This is a genomic window from Luteibacter sp. Sphag1AF (assembly GCF_014192715.1).
Lineage (GTDB): Bacteria > Pseudomonadota > Gammaproteobacteria > Xanthomonadales > Rhodanobacteraceae > Luteibacter.
The window spans coordinates 1-13,693 of record NZ_JACHYH010000004.1 but is presented as its reverse complement, the minus strand read 5'-3'; the positions used below and the strand labels follow the sequence as shown (position 1 = coordinate 13,693).

Below are 13,693 nucleotides of genomic sequence, written 5' to 3'. Positions count from 1 at the left end.
GCCCGAAGCCGCTCGTGATGACGCGGCTGGGCCGAGTATAGGCAGGGGATGGCTTGCGAGGTGTTGTGCGTTGCACGAACGCCTTAGTGACTGATGATGTCCGCGATGATTCCGGTGGTGATGGCCACCAGCAGGAAATCATTGTCGGCACGCACCCAGTGATAGCCACGCGGCGGTTCGCGCAAGCGATACGTGCGGTAGTCGTTCACCACATAGTCGTTGCGACGGTAGATGTCCGGTGCGCGGTGACCACGCTCCCAATGGCCACCACGCGGCGGCGGCGGACCACGGCGGCCGGCGTAGTTGTCACGATGATCGTCGTGACGGTCGCCGGGGCCCGGGTGGTTGTTGTTGCGGTCATCGCGATGGTCGTCACGATGATCCTGGCCCGGTGGGTAGGGCGGCGGCTGGAAGGCGAAGGCGGGTGCCGCAGTGGCGGCAACGGCGATGCAAAGCAGAGTGCGTGCAATGATTTTCATGAAGGCCTCTCTTTATCCGGGACGCCGCGATCAGCGTGTGGCAATGTCGAGAATGACGCCGGTGGCGACGGCGACCAGCAGGAAGTTGCTGTTGTCCGAGCGTACCCAGTGGTACCCGCGCGGCGGCGGACGCAGGCGGTAACCGCGATAGTCATTCACCACGTACGTCGGGCCGTAATAACGGTGACCACGTTCCCAGTGTCCGTAGTAACGCGGGGGCGGCGGCGGGCGATGGTAGTAGCCCGGAGGCGGACGATGGGCGTAGCCGTCGTGGTATCCGCGACGATCATCGTAGCGGCGGTTGTCACGGTGATCATTGCGATGATCGTAGCCGTGACGATCGCGGCCGTGGTCGTCGCGATCCGGGGCCGCGTGCGCCACGGAAACAGCGGCGACACACAGGGCCAGGGTGGCAAGGGTGCTACGAACAAGGGTCATCCGGTCTCTCCTCTGCCCGGCTGCAATAACCGGCGATTCGCATCGTGAACTTGCGAACCTGAACGAGATACCGGATGGCCCGAAAGGTTGGTGAAAGGATTTACTGTCGCGTCAGGTATCCGTCTGCCCGTTCAGGCGAGCGAGCCCGGAGTGAACTCCAGCGATACGTGATCGGGACGCCCCGGAAGCCGCAACGCCGTTTGTTTTTCCGGCGTGCTGGCAATGACTTTGCCGCTGCGGATGACGGCAAGGCGCGTGGCTTTCAGGCGAATGGCCTCAAACGGATCGGCCGCCTGGAGCACGACCAGATCAGCCCGCCGACCGGGAGCGATGCCATAGTCGTCCAGGCCCAGAACGCGTGCCGCATTGACCGTGACTGCATCAAACGCTCGCTGCACGCCCGTGGCGCTGGTCATCTGTGCCACGTGCAGGCCCATGGAGGCCACTTCCAGCATGTCGCCCGAACCCATGCCATACCACGGGTCCATCACGCAGTCGTGGCCGAAGGCCACGTTGACGCCCGCATCCATCAGTTCGGGCACGCGCGTCATGCCGCGACGCTTCGGGTACGTGTCGTGACGGCCCTGCAGCGTGATGTTGATCAGCGGATTGGCGATGGCGTGAACGCCTGCCTCGGCGATCAGCGGCAGCAGTTTGGAGACATAGTAATTGTCCATCGAGTGCATGGACGTGAGGTGTGAGCCGGTGACGCGGCCCTGCAAACCGGTACGCACCGTTTCCGCTGCCAGGGTTTCGATGTGGCGCGACAGCGGATCGTCCGACTCATCGCAATGCATGTCGACGCGCAGTCCGCGTTCGGCCGCCAGTTCGCACAACCAGCGGATCGACTCCGCGCCATCGGCCATCGTGCGTTCAAAATGCGGAATGCCGCCCACCACATCGACGCCTGCATCCAGCGCGCGGACCAGGTTGCGCTTTGCGGTGGGCGAGCGAAGCAGGCCGTCCTGCGGGAAAGCGACCAGTTGCAGGTCCAGGTAGGGTGCAACGCGCTGCTTCACGTCCAGCAGCGCGTCTACCGCCAGCAGGCGGTCGTCGCACACATCCACGTGACTACGAATGGACAGCAGGCCCTGCGCCACGGCCATGTCGCAATACGCCATGGCGCGCTTCGCGATGGCTTCGACCGTGAGGTCGGGTTTCAGCTCGCCCCACAGCGCGATGCCTTCGAGCAACGTGCCGGACTCGTTGAGCCGGGGCAGCCCCAGTGACAGCGTGGCATCCATGTGGAAGTGGGCATCGACGAAGGGCGGGCTGACCAGCCGGCCCGCGACGTCGATCACTTCCGTCGCGGTGGCGTCCAGCGCCGGTTGAACGGCGACAATGCGATCACCGCGAATACCGATGTCGACGCCCTGCTGACCATCGGGAAGGCGGGCGTTACGAAGAATGAGATCCATGGACACGGGCGACTCAGCCTGCCTTGAACGCGTTGAGTTTCTTCGGCACTGGCGTGTTGCGCAGCGTGACGTATACCGGCAAGCCGTCGGGGCCGTAAGGTGGCGGCGTTTCGCCCTGAATCAGGGGAGCCAGGTAGCGGCGGGCGGCGGCGGTGATGCCGTAGCCATCCTTGGACATGAAGTTCTTCGGCATTTTCTTTTCGTGGTTGGCGATTTTCTGCAGCGGTGCTGCTTCGATCTTCCATTTGTACGGCTCGTCGGACAGACGCACGATCACCGGCATCACCGCGTTGAGCCCATCGGCAGCAAATTCCACCGCCGCCTTGCCCACGGCATAGGCTTGGTCGGCATCGGTCTTCGACGCGATGTGGCGCGCGGAGCGCTGCAGGTAATCGGGGAGGGCCCAGTGATATTTGTAGCCCAGCTTTTCGCGCACCAGCGCGGCAAGCACGGGCGCGGCTCCGCCCAGCTGCGCGTGGCCAAATGCGTCTCGCGCGCCGGATTCGGCAAGAAAGGCGCCGTCCGGTCCCTTCACACCCTCCGACACCACCACGGTGCAATAGCCCACCCGTTCGACAGTGGCTTTGACCTTGGCCAGGAAGGTCGCTTCGTCGAACACGTTCTCCGGAAACAGGATCACGTGCGGTGCCTGATCGGCGCCCTGGCCGGCGAGACCCGCCGCTGCCGCGATCCAGCCGGCGTGGCGACCCATGACCTCGATGATGAAGACCTTGGTCGAGGTGTCTGCCATCGAGGCAACGTCCAGACTGGCCTCACGCACGGCGATGGCGGTGTACTTGGCCACTGACCCGAAACCGGGGCAGGTGTCGGTAACGACCAGATCGTTGTCGATGGTCTTCGGCACGCCAATGCAGTTGACCTCGTAACCCAGCGCATGGCCCACCTGAGACACCTTATAGGCGGTGTCTGCCGAGTCGTTGCCGCCGTTGTAAAGGAACGTGCGGATGTCATGGGCGCGGAATACGTCGATCAGGCGCTCGTACTCGGCCCTGTTTTCCTCGAACGACTTCAGCTTGTAGCGGCAGGACCCGAAGGCGCCACCGGGGGTGTGGCGAAGTGCCGCGATATTCGCCTTTGCCTCTTTCGTGGTATCGATCAGGTCCTCGCGCAGCGCGCCCAGGATGCCGTTGCGGGCTGCGTAGACCTTGATGCCCTTGTCCCGGGCCGTTTCTATGACGCCTGCCGCCGTGGCGTTGATCACGGCAGAAACGCCGCCAGACTGGGCGTAAAGGAGTTTTCCCTGAGCCATGCGTCGGTTCCTCTTGAACGGTGCGGTATGCCCCGGGGAGGGTAGCGCGACAGCACGCCTTTAAGACAATGGTTTGACGGGGGGAGGCCGCTGCCGTTACTTTGGCAGCCATTTTCTAGGGTTCGAGCATTTATGCGACTCGTGCTACTCGGTGCACCCGGTTCGGGCAAGGGCACTCAGGCCGCGCGCCTGAAAGACAGGTTCGGCATTCTGCACATCTCCACCGGCGACCTGCTGCGTGCCGAGGTGAAAGCGGGTACGGAGCTGGGTCTGAAGGCCAAGGCCGTGATGGATGCCGGCAACCTCGTGGCGGACGACATCCTGCTGGGCATGCTGGAAGCGCGTCTCGCGCAGCCGGATGCCGCGCGCGGCTTCATCCTCGATGGTTACCCGCGCAATCTGGTTCAGGCCGATGCGCTGGCCAGCCTGCTTCAGCGTATTGGCCAGCCACTGGATGCCGTGGTCAAGCTCGAAGTGCCGGGCGAAACCATCATCGGGCGCTGCGAAATCCGCTTCGCGAAGGAACACCGCGCCGACGATAATCCCGAGACGGTGAAGAAGCGTCTTGAGATTTACGCCGAGCAGACCGCGCCGGTGGCGAACTTCTACGCCCAGAAGGGCGAGCTGAAAATCGTGAACGGGGTGGGCGAGCTGGACGAGGTCACCGACCGCATCCTGGCCGTGCTCCCGGGCACCAGCGCAGCCATCAACGGCTGATCGCAAGGCCTGCCGCCTCACGGCGGCGGGCCGCTTTCCGGCACGCGTTCCGCGACCGGACCTTACGGAATCGACATGCGCCTGCACATCCTTGGTATCTGCGGCACGTTCATGGGCGGCGTTGCGGCGCTTGCGCGCGAGCTTGGGCTGACCGTCGAAGGCTCTGATGCCAACGTATACCCGCCCATGAGCGATCAACTTGAGGCGCTGGGTATCGGCCTGATGCAGGGCTACAGCGCAGAACACCTGAAGCCTGCCCCCGACCTGATCGTGGTGGGCAATGCGATGGTGCGTGGCAATCCGGCCATCGAGTACATGCTCAACGAAGGACTGGCGTACGTATCTGGCCCGCAGTGGCTGGGCGAGACGCTGCTGGGTGGTCGTCAGGTGCTGGCCGTGGCCGGCACGCACGGGAAAACCACCACCACGAGCCTGCTGGCGCATCTGATGGAAAGCGCGGGCCTTGAACCCGGATTCCTGATCGGTGGCGTGCCCGGCAATTTTGGCGTCTCGGCGCGGATGGGGGCCGGCAAGGCCTTCGTGATCGAAGCGGACGAATACGATTCGGCGTTCTTCGACAAACGCTCCAAGTTCGTTCACTACCGGCCGCGCATCGCCATCCTCAACAACCTGGAATACGACCACGCGGACATTTTCCCCGACGTGGCCGCCATCCAGCGCCAGTTCCATCACCTCGTGCGCACGGTGCCGGGTGAGGGACGCCTGATCGTCAACGCGGAAGATCCTCTGCTGGCCGAAGTGCTGGCCATGGGCGCGTGGACGCCGGTAGACACCTTCGGCATCGACGCAGGCCACTGGCGCGCGGAACCCATCGAGGCAGACGGCTCGCATTTCCGCGTCCGTCGTGGTGACGAGCTGATCGGCGACATCCGCTGGTCGTCGCTTGGCCGGCACAACATGATGAACGCGCTGGCGGCGCTCGCCGCAGCCACCGCAGCAGGCGCCGATCCGGTGGCGTTGCTTCCCGCCTTTGCCACCTTCCTGAGCGCGAAGCGCCGCATGGAGTTCATTGGTGAGCACGCGGGCATCACCGTGTTTGACGACTTCGCACACCATCCGACCGCCATTGCCACCACCCTGGCCGGGCTGCGCGCCCGCGTGGGCGACGGGCGCATCGTTGTAGCGCTGGAACCGCGTTCAAACTCCATGCGTCTGGGCGCCCATGCTGACGCGCTGGCGCCTTCTCTGGCCGATGCGGATGCGGTGGTGTTCCTGCACCGGCCCGAGCTCGCCTGGGACGCTGGCAAGGTCACTGGCGCGCTCAGCGGGCGCGGGGCGGCGGTGTCTTCTGTGGATCAACTCATTGCGCGCCTGGTGGACACCGTGCGCGCGGGTGATCACGTGGTCTTCATGTCCAACGGCGGCTTTGAAGGTGCACCGCGGCGCTTCTTCGAAGCACTGAACGCGAGTTAGACTGACGGGCATGGCTGCGACCACGCCCGCTCTCGATCTTCCGCTGTTTCCACTGTCCAGCGTCCTGTTTCCAGGCGGGCAGCTGCAACTGCGCATTTTCGAACCCCGCTATCTCGACCTCGTGCGCGAGTGCGCGCGATCGGACAGCAGTTTCGGTGTGTGCATGATTCTGGAGGGGCGCGAGGCAGGCGTTCCGGCGGTACCCGCCGCTGTGGGCACGCTGGCGACCATCACGGATTTCCACACGCGTGAAGACGGCCTCCTGGGCATCGTTGCCGATGGCAGCCGTCGTTTCCGCGTGACCCGCACGCGCGTGCGTTCCGATGGCCTGCTGCGCGGCGACGTACGGCCCTGGCCGGAAGAAGAGGTTCTTCCCGTGCCTCCCGAATTCGGTCTGCTGACCACCATTCTTGAGCGGCTGGCCGAGCAGATGGCGCCACCCTGGCAGAAAGCCGACCGGGATCGCTACGACGACGCCAGTTGGGTGGGCTTTCGTCTGTCCGAGCTTCTGCCTTTGGATGCCAACGAATGCCAGCACATGCTTGAGCTGGATGATCCCCTGCAACGGCTGGCCGAGCTGCGCGATATTCTTCCGCGCTTCCAGCGTCCCTGAAAAAAGGTTTCCATCATGTCGTCGTTGGCCGGCAAGACTCTTTTCATCACCGGTGCCTCGCGTGGCATCGGCCTGGCCATTGCACTGCGCGCTGCGCGCGATGGTGCCAATATCGTGATTGCGGCAAAAAGCAGTGTCGCCAATCCGAAACTCCCCGGCACCATCCACACCGCCGCCGCCGAAATCGAAGCGGCAGGCGGCAAGGCGCTTCCACTGAAGGTGGATATCCGCGAAGAGGACGAGGTGAAGCGCGCAGCCGCCGAAGCGGCGGAGCGTTTCGGTGGCATCGACATCGTGGTGAACAATGCCAGCGCGATCTGGCTGGCCGGCGTGGAAGGCACGCCGATGAAGCGCTTTGACCTCATGCAGCAGGTGAACACGCGTGGCACGTTCGTGACCACGCAGGCCTGCCTGCCGTACCTGAAAAAGTCGGCCAATCCGCATGTGCTGATGTTGTCGCCGCCGCCCAGCCTCAACCCGGAGTGGTTTGCGCCGCATACCGCGTACACGATTGCCAAGTTCGGCATGAGCCTGTGCGTGCTGGGCATGAGCCCGGAGTTTGCTCCGATGGGTATCGCCGTGAATGCGCTGTGGCCCCGCACGGTCATCGCCACGGCCGCCATCGCCATGATCGACGGTGTGCGTGCCGAGAACTGCCGCAAGCCCGATATCGTGGCCGATGCGGCGCACGCCGTCCTGACGCGTGACTCCCGCTCATTCACGGGCAACTTCGTGATCGACGAAGAGATCCTCCGGGAAAATGGCGTAAGTAATTTCGACGCCTACGCGGTGGCACCCGGCCAGCCCCTGATGCCCGACCTGTTTCTCTGATCCGCGCCTTTGTGACCGCCTGATGGCGAACGGTGCTGGCTGATGGCTAGCGCTTTTGGCTTATGGTTGCCTTCACGCCGATAGGTATACCGTCTGCCCATGGCGTCGAATACATGCGTATTCGCGTCGGGGTGGGGCTTGCCGGTGTTGCAGGGGGTGCTGGCGGCAGGTTCGGGATGTGTCCGCGTGATGCCGGCAGGCCTCGCGGGCGAGGAGCAGGCATGTCGCACCACTCAGTATCGGGGCGTTGCGTCGTCTGGATTGGCAGGCCGTCCGCGGAAGAGCATTTCGGCTTGATACGGGCTGGCTGGCGAACGCTGGTTGCCGATCCGGGACGTGATAGCGGTGAAACTCAAGGTTGGTCCGATGCCGTACTGGCGCTGGTCGATCTGCGCACTCATGCCATCGACGCATTGACCTCGCTGGATCAGATACTGGCGGCCACGCCGCTGCCGTGGATCGCGATGGTGGGTACGCGCGGCCGGCAGGATCCGCTGGTCGCCGGAAGGTTGGCCGAAGCCGCAGAAATCATCGTGGGCGCGGCAGGCATGGCCGCACTTCATCAGGCATTGGCGCGGGCCATTGGTCTGGCAGGGGCTCCCACGCTGCCTGACGACGAGCGGCTGGCGGTGATGACGGGGAGTAGTCCGGCCATCCAGGCGCTGTCGCGCAATATCCACAAGTTCGCGCCCGTGGAACTGCCGCTGCTGATTACCGGCGAGACCGGTACGGGCAAAGAGATGGCCGCGCGTGCGCTTCATCGTCTTTCCCGTCGACGGGACAAGCCCTTTGCAGCCATCAATTGCGGTGCTTTGCCTGCCAATCTGGTGCAGTCCGAACTGTTCGGACACGAGCGTGGTTCGTTCACAGGTGCAACGTCACGGCGCATCGGCCATTTTGAATCTGCCGACGGCGGCACCGTATTTCTCGATGAAATTGGCGATTTGCCGCTGGACGCACAAACCAACCTTCTGCGCTTTCTGCAGGAGGGAACGCTGGAACGTATTGGCAGCTGTCAGTCGCTGCATGTGGATGTGCGCGTTCTGGCTGCCACTCACGTGGATCTGGAAAAGGCCGTGGCACAAGGGCGTTTTCGCGAAGATCTTTTTTACCGCCTGAATGTGCTGCGCCTGCGCATGCCGCCGTTGCGCGAACGCGATGGGGATATCGAACTGCTGGCGCAGCAGTTCCTGGAAACCTTCCGCGAGAGCTATGGCACACGGGCGCGTGCCTTCAGCACCAGCGCCCGACGCGCCATGAATACGTTTTCCTGGCCGGGCAACGTGCGCGAGCTGATGAACCGCGTGCAGCGCGCGGCCGTGGTCGCGGACGATGCGCTTATTACGCCGGAAGATCTGGAATTGACGGGTGATCAACGCAACGGCATCAACGACAGCCTGGGAAGCGCGCGCATTTCCGCCGAACGCGAGGCCATCATGGATTGCCTGCGAGCCAGCGCGTTCAACGTGAGCGAGTGCGCCAGGCGCCTGCGCGTCTCGCGGGTCACGGTGTATCGGTTGTGCAAGAAACACCAGCTCGCACTGGATCAGCTTCGCTGAGCCGGTCGGACGAATCAAAGGAAACTCCCGGCCCCTTTCGGGGACGGGAGCCTCCATCCGCCCGCCCGGCTTGGCAGGGTCGTCGGGAAGGCGAACACAGGTGCCGTCAGGTGGGTGGGACCCAAGCGGACCTGCCGAAACAGAGAGCAATCGTCGTGCCACAAAGGTAAGTGATTGAAAACGAAGAGAGTGCGCGACGGCATAGACCGTTTGGCGTAGGCCGCCCGTCCGCGCCCCTGTTACACCCGATGCCACGAAATCCCGCAATTTCCCGCTGAAACGTGATTTCTCGCCTGTCGCAATCCTGTTACAGCGCCCGGTTTACACGTACACCGCGTTGTCGCGGGGGTCCGAAGCCTTATAGGATGCGGATTCAGCTCGGCGCGTCAGGGGTGTATCGAACCCTGACCCCTCGGCTGGACCTACGGGTCGATGTCGGACTGCAGCGTACCGTGCGACCGCTTTTGTTCCTGTTGAGATGCCGGCGCTGCAGCCGGTATCGGGAGTTGTCCATGTCTCATCCCCAAGCCACCGACCTCCTCGGGCTCGGCAAGCGTTACTGGCTGTCCGTCTATCGTCCCCGCGACGTGGTGCTTGACCACGGTAAAGGCGCACGAGTCTGGGATACCGAGGGACGCGACTACATTGATCTGGGCGCTGGCATCGCGGTGAACGCGTTGGGACATCAGGACCCGGATCTGGTGAACGCGCTGGTCGATCAGGCGCACAAGCTGTGGCACGCGAGCAATGTGTTTTATTCCGAGCCGCCGCTGCGGCTGGCGGAAGAAATCGTCGAGGCGGCGCCGTTCGCATCGCGCGTGTTCCTCTGCAATTCGGGCACGGAAGCCAACGAGGCCGCCATCAAGCTCGTGCGCAAATGGGCGGCCTCTGAAGGTCGCGCGGCGGACAAGCGTGTGATCGTGACGTTCCACGGTTCCTTCCACGGCCGCACGCTCGCGGCGGTGACGGCTACCGCACAACCGAAATACCAGGAAGGTTACGAGCCGCTTCCCGGCGGATTCCGCTACGTGGCGTTCAACGACGTGGAAGCGCTGGAGGCGGCGTTCGCACACGGTGATGTGGCCGCCGTGATGCTGGAGCCGGTGCAGGGCGAGGGTGGTGTCATGCCTGCCGCGCCGGGCTTCCTCACGAAGGTCCGGGAGCTGTGCACGCAGCATGACGCGCTGATGGTGCTGGACGAAATTCAGTGCGGCATGGGCCGCACCGGCACGCTGTTCGCGCACACCCATGACGGCGTCACGCCCGATATCGTCACGCTGGCCAAGGCACTCGGTGGTGGATTCCCCATCGGCGCGATGCTGGTGGGGCCGAAGGTGTCTGAAGTGATGCAGTTCGGTGCGCACGGCACCACATTTGGCGGCAATCCCATGGCAGCGGCGGTGGCACGCGTGGCATTGCGCAAGCTGGCATCGCCCGAAGTGCTGTTGAACGTGGAGCGCCAGGCCAATGACATGCGTGCGGGTCTGGCTAAGCTCAACGCCGAACATCATCTGTTTGCCGAAGTGCGCGGCCGTGGCCTGATGATCGGCGCGGTGCTCGATACGGCCTACAAGGGCCGCGCGGGCGAGATTCTGGATATCGCAGCGGCGCACGGCTTGCTGGTGCTGCAGGCGGGTCCGGATGTGCTGCGTTTTGTGCCGCCCCTGACCATCACGGATGAAGAGTTGGCGGAAGGTCTGTCGCGTTTGGCCGCGACACTGGCCGAATTCATGCGCGAATCGAAAGTCGCGTAACGCGTGGCAAGCCTCCGGGCAGCATGCCCGGAGGCTCCGTGCCACTCAGCCGCCAGCGGCCACCACAAACGCTTCCTGCGCTGCGTGCAGCGTCTGCGCGATGGCTTCATCGTCGTGTGAGCTTGATACGAAACCCGCCTCGAAGGCCGACGGCGCGAGATACACACCGCGATCCAGCATCGCGTGGAAGAAGCGGTTGAAGGCTGCTACGTCGGCACGCGTCGCCTGTTCGTAGGTCGACACGGTTTCGCTGCTGAAGAACAGGCCAAACATGCCGCCCACGCGGTTGAAGCTGAAAGGAACGCCTGCTTTGGCCGCCGCCGCTGCAAGGCCATCAGTCAGCTGATGCGTGCGTGCCGTGAGGCGCTCATAGAAACCGTCTTCGCGGATCAGTTCCAGCATCGCAAGGCCTGCGGCCATCGCGACGGGGTTCCCTGAAAGCGTACCTGCCTGATAAATCGGGCCCGATGGCGCAATCTGCTCCATGAGGTCGCGGCGGCCGCCATAAGCACCGACGGGCATGCCCCCACCGATGATCTTGCCGAAGCAGGTGATGTCCGGCGTGATGCCGTAATGCGCCTGCGCGCCACCGAGCGCCACGCGGAAGCCGGTCATCACTTCGTCGAAGATCAGCAGCACGCCATGACGGGTGCACAACTCGCGCAGTGCCTGAAGGTAGCCTTCGTTGGGCGGAATGCAGTTCATGTTGCCGGCGACCGGCTCAATGATGAGGCCCGCGATGTCATGGCCCTGTTCGGCAAACATCGTGCGCGCAGCCTCGATGTCGTTGTACGGCAGGGTAAGGGTCAGATCGGCCGATGCCTTGGGCACGCCCGGCGAGGTTGGCACGCCGAAGGTCAGCGCGCCGGAGCCTGCCTTCACCAGGAAGCTGTCGCCATGGCCGTGATAGCAGCCTTCGAACTTCACGATCTTCGTGCGACCTGTGGCGCCGCGTGCGAGGCGGATGGCCGACATGGTGGCTTCCGTGCCCGAATTGACCATGCGCACCATTTCCACCGAGGGCACGAGTCCCACGATGGATTCGGCCATGGTGACTTCAGCAGGGCAGGGCGTGCCGAACGAGAGCCCGTCGCGCACGGCACGTTCCACGGCTGCGCGTACATGCGGATGGTTGTGGCCAACGATCATGGGGCCCCACGAGCCCACGTAGTCGATATAACGCTTGCCTTCCACGTCCCACAGGTACGGGCCATCGGCGCGCGCGGTGAAAAACGGTTCGCCGCCCACCGACTTGAAAGCACGGACAGGCGAATTCACGCCGCCGGGAAGCACCGCCTGGGCGCGCTGAAACAGTTCGTGGTTCGTGGTCATGCAGAAAATCCGTGGGTGGCGTCAAAGAGGTTGGCGAAACGGCGGGTCGCGGTCTGGATGTCGCTGGCGGCGAAAATCGCCGACACCACTGCCAGGTAATCCGCGCCGGCGTCGAGCACAGGTGGGGCATTCTCCGGTGTGATTCCACCAATGGCCACCATGGGAAGGCCCAGTGCGGCGGCTTGCCGCAGAACATCCAGCGACGCATGCGGTGCGTGTGGCTTGGTGGTCGAGGGGTACATGGCGCCAAATGCAAGATAGTCCGCGCCGGCAGAAGCCAGTTCGCGCGCGCGTTCAATGGAGTTGTAGCAGGACACGCCAATCACGGCGTCCTCGCCCAGCGCGGCGCGCGCCGTTGCCACATCTCCATCTTCACGGCCCAGATGAACTCCCGCGCCTACCTGCGCGGCCAGCGCGACGTCGTCGTTGACGATGAATGTGGCGTCGTAGCGCGCGCAGATGCTGGAAAGCTCCGAGGCCTCGGCCAGGCGGCGCGCGGCGTCCTTGGTCTTGTCCCGGTATTGCAGCAGGCGGGCGCCCCCGGCCAGGGCCGCTTCCACCGCGGCAAAAAGGTCGTCTCGCGGGCCGTCCGTGATGGCATAAACGCCCTTTCCGGCGAGGCGGTGTTGAGTTGCAAGGTTCATGAGATGCAAATCCGTGGATGGGGCGCGCTTTAACCAGTGCCCCGGGGGTGACAGAATGGAAGACTTTCCAGCACAGCGACAATACGCCAGCCATGAGCCAGAGCACGCCTGATACCACCACCCTTCGCAAATGGATGTGCGTCGTGTGTGGCTTCATCTACGACGAGGCCATGGGCCTGCCTGAAGAAGGACTGGAGCCAGGTACGCGGTGGGAAGATATCCCCGATACGTGGACGTGTCCCGATTGCGGCGTCACGAAAGACGATTTCGAGATGGTAGAGATGGACTGACGGGTTTTTCCCGTCATCGGGCATGAGGCGGCCATGGTTTCGCCTCATCGCCCTGCTTACATGGTGGTGCGCACGCAATGTGCGCTTTCGTGGAATACGCCGCCATGCAGAAATTCATCCCCTTTGAAGACCAGTGGAACGAACTGGACGCCCTTGATGTGGCGATGCTCGTTCCGTATCACGTGGGCGTGCCCTGTGAGCATGGTCTTGGAACGTCCGATCAGCGGATGACACCGGGCTCGCCCTCGATAGTGAACGTATCGCCGGGCTTCAGGGCCAGGCCCGATGCCGTACCTGCCGCCAGTTCCAGAACGTAACGCGCATTTCCCGTGCTGGGATAGACCGCGCAGGGGTCTGCCTGGCACGGAGGCACGTTCAGCTGCATGGACACCAGTCGGCGGCTGCCGTCGAAGTACAGGATGTCCAGCGGGATGAGCGTGTTCTTCATCCAGAACGAGCGCGGCTCATCATCAGGGAACACAAAAAGCATGCCGTGATCCGGAGCCAGGTGCTTCCGGTCCATCAAGCCGTGCTCGCGCGAGGCGTCGTCGGTGGCAAATTCCGTGGAGAACGTACGTCCGTGGAGCGTTACTGACGGAGCGTTGGCGCCGAACGCCGCGAAGGGAAGCCCGAGGGCGCAGAAGGCGAGTGCGCGCATCAACATCAGGACACCTTATTAGTGTGGGTAAGGGTTTCGAGTGTAGCGCGCAAATTTTTTTACACTTTTTGTGCAGAACCTCTTCACAGATCTTAAAAACCGGGCTATTCTTTCACTCCCTCGACGGAAACGCCTTCCAACGAGGGGTTCTGCTCCACCAGCAACCTCGAAAAAAAGATTCACGAGGGTGTTGACGGAAACGAAAAACGATATAGAATGGGCGGCTCACCTCGGGACGAAATGTTCAGAGGGCGAC

14 protein-coding genes are annotated in these 13,693 nt (G+C 63.5%); 7 read left to right on the top strand and 7 right to left on the bottom strand.

What is annotated here, in order from left to right:
- Window positions 1-83: 83 nt before the first annotated feature.
- From FHW69_RS11790 to FHW69_RS11775, 4 genes are all read right to left on the bottom strand, one after another.
- Window positions 84-479: an RcnB family protein gene (locus FHW69_RS11790; protein WP_183423271.1), complete on the bottom strand. Its 396-nt coding sequence runs from the start codon at window positions 477-479 to the stop codon at window positions 84-86.
- Window positions 480-509: 30 nt separating this feature from the next.
- Entirely contained in the window at window positions 510-917 is a 408-nt protein-coding gene (locus FHW69_RS11785) for an RcnB family protein (protein WP_183423270.1), read from the bottom strand.
- 131 nt (window positions 918-1,048) lie between these two features.
- A complete protein-coding gene (locus FHW69_RS11780; RefSeq protein WP_183423509.1) occupies window positions 1,049-2,335 on the bottom strand; it encodes an amidohydrolase family protein in 1,287 nt (428 codons plus the stop codon).
- A 13-nt stretch (window positions 2,336-2,348) separates the two neighbouring features.
- Entirely contained in the window at window positions 2,349-3,605 is a 1,257-nt protein-coding gene (locus tag FHW69_RS11775) for a 6-phosphofructokinase (protein WP_183423269.1), read from the bottom strand.
- 132 nt (window positions 3,606-3,737) lie between these two features.
- On the opposite strand from FHW69_RS11775, the gene FHW69_RS11770 reads away from it, so the two are divergent.
- The 6 genes from FHW69_RS11770 (at window position 3,738) to FHW69_RS11745 (ending at window position 10,513) form a co-directional block, all read left to right on the top strand.
- Window positions 3,738-4,322, top strand: a complete 585-nt coding sequence (locus FHW69_RS11770) for an adenylate kinase (RefSeq protein ID WP_183423268.1) — start codon at window positions 3,738-3,740, stop codon at window positions 4,320-4,322.
- A 75-nt stretch (window positions 4,323-4,397) separates the two neighbouring features.
- Entirely contained in the window at window positions 4,398-5,756 is a 1,359-nt protein-coding gene (gene mpl, locus FHW69_RS11765) for a UDP-N-acetylmuramate:L-alanyl-gamma-D-glutamyl-meso-diaminopimelate ligase (protein WP_183423267.1), read from the top strand.
- A gap of 10 nt (window positions 5,757-5,766) precedes the next feature.
- Window positions 5,767-6,369, top strand: a complete 603-nt coding sequence (locus tag FHW69_RS11760) for an LON peptidase substrate-binding domain-containing protein (RefSeq protein ID WP_183423266.1) — start codon at window positions 5,767-5,769, stop codon at window positions 6,367-6,369.
- Between the two features lie 15 nt (window positions 6,370-6,384).
- Window positions 6,385-7,200 carry an NAD(P)-dependent oxidoreductase gene (locus FHW69_RS11755; protein WP_183423265.1) on the top strand — a complete coding sequence of 272 codons (816 nt, stop codon included), beginning with the start codon at window positions 6,385-6,387 and terminating at the stop codon, window positions 7,198-7,200.
- 221 nt (window positions 7,201-7,421) lie between these two features.
- Window positions 7,422-8,759, top strand: a complete 1,338-nt coding sequence (locus FHW69_RS11750) for a sigma-54 dependent transcriptional regulator (protein WP_183423264.1) — start codon at window positions 7,422-7,424, stop codon at window positions 8,757-8,759.
- A 512-nt stretch (window positions 8,760-9,271) separates the two neighbouring features.
- Window positions 9,272-10,513: an acetylornithine transaminase gene (locus FHW69_RS11745; RefSeq protein ID WP_183423263.1), complete on the top strand. Its 1,242-nt coding sequence runs from the start codon at window positions 9,272-9,274 to the stop codon at window positions 10,511-10,513.
- Between the two features lie 45 nt (window positions 10,514-10,558).
- Here the strand turns inward: FHW69_RS11745 and hemL are convergent, their stop codons facing one another.
- Together hemL and thiE are read right to left on the bottom strand one after the other, a co-directional pair.
- Window positions 10,559-11,845: a glutamate-1-semialdehyde 2,1-aminomutase gene (gene hemL, locus FHW69_RS11740; protein WP_183423262.1), complete on the bottom strand. Its 1,287-nt coding sequence runs from the start codon at window positions 11,843-11,845 to the stop codon at window positions 10,559-10,561.
- Window positions 11,842-12,489, bottom strand: coding sequence for a thiamine phosphate synthase (gene thiE, locus FHW69_RS11735; RefSeq protein ID WP_183423261.1), 648 nt, complete (start codon window positions 12,487-12,489; stop codon window positions 11,842-11,844). The genes hemL and thiE overlap by 4 nt, the downstream gene beginning before the upstream one ends.
- A gap of 92 nt (window positions 12,490-12,581) precedes the next feature.
- Here thiE and FHW69_RS11730 point away from each other — a divergent pair, with 92 nt between their 5' ends.
- On the top strand, window positions 12,582-12,779 hold the full coding sequence (locus FHW69_RS11730) for a rubredoxin (RefSeq protein WP_183423508.1): 198 nt from the start codon (window positions 12,582-12,584) through the stop codon (window positions 12,777-12,779).
- A gap of 220 nt (window positions 12,780-12,999) precedes the next feature.
- Here the strand turns inward: FHW69_RS11730 and FHW69_RS11725 are convergent, their stop codons facing one another.
- Window positions 13,000-13,443 carry a DUF192 domain-containing protein gene (locus FHW69_RS11725; protein ID WP_183423260.1) on the bottom strand — a complete coding sequence of 148 codons (444 nt, stop codon included), beginning with the start codon at window positions 13,441-13,443 and terminating at the stop codon, window positions 13,000-13,002.
- Between the last annotated feature and the right edge of the window lie 250 nt (window positions 13,444-13,693).

What these genes read in the sequence shown, in the direction of transcription:
- FHW69_RS11790 (WP_183423271.1), bottom strand. Translation starts at nt 479, where the DNA reads ATGAAAATCATTGCACGCACTCTGCTTTGCATCGCCGTTGCCGCCACT.
- FHW69_RS11785 (WP_183423270.1), bottom strand. Translation starts at nt 917, where the DNA reads ATGACCCTTGTTCGTAGCACCCTTGCCACCCTGGCCCTGTGTGTCGCC.
- FHW69_RS11780 (WP_183423509.1), bottom strand. Translation starts at nt 2,335, where the DNA reads ATGGATCTCATTCTTCGTAACGCCCGCCTTCCCGATGGTCAGCAGGGC.
- FHW69_RS11775 (WP_183423269.1), bottom strand. Translation starts at nt 3,605, where the DNA reads ATGGCTCAGGGAAAACTCCTTTACGCCCAGTCTGGCGGCGTTTCTGCC.
- FHW69_RS11770 (WP_183423268.1), top strand. Translation starts at nt 3,738, where the DNA reads ATGCGACTCGTGCTACTCGGTGCACCCGGTTCGGGCAAGGGCACTCAG.
- mpl (WP_183423267.1), top strand. Translation starts at nt 4,398, where the DNA reads ATGCGCCTGCACATCCTTGGTATCTGCGGCACGTTCATGGGCGGCGTT.
- FHW69_RS11760 (WP_183423266.1), top strand. Translation starts at nt 5,767, where the DNA reads ATGGCTGCGACCACGCCCGCTCTCGATCTTCCGCTGTTTCCACTGTCC.
- FHW69_RS11755 (WP_183423265.1), top strand. Translation starts at nt 6,385, where the DNA reads ATGTCGTCGTTGGCCGGCAAGACTCTTTTCATCACCGGTGCCTCGCGT.
- FHW69_RS11750 (WP_183423264.1), top strand. Translation starts at nt 7,422, where the DNA reads ATGTCGCACCACTCAGTATCGGGGCGTTGCGTCGTCTGGATTGGCAGG.
- FHW69_RS11745 (WP_183423263.1), top strand. Translation starts at nt 9,272, where the DNA reads ATGTCTCATCCCCAAGCCACCGACCTCCTCGGGCTCGGCAAGCGTTAC.
- hemL (WP_183423262.1), bottom strand. Translation starts at nt 11,845, where the DNA reads ATGACCACGAACCACGAACTGTTTCAGCGCGCCCAGGCGGTGCTTCCC.
- thiE (WP_183423261.1), bottom strand. Translation starts at nt 12,489, where the DNA reads ATGAACCTTGCAACTCAACACCGCCTCGCCGGAAAGGGCGTTTATGCC.
- FHW69_RS11730 (WP_183423508.1), top strand. Translation starts at nt 12,582, where the DNA reads ATGAGCCAGAGCACGCCTGATACCACCACCCTTCGCAAATGGATGTGC.
- FHW69_RS11725 (WP_183423260.1), bottom strand. Translation starts at nt 13,443, where the DNA reads ATGTTGATGCGCGCACTCGCCTTCTGCGCCCTCGGGCTTCCCTTCGCG.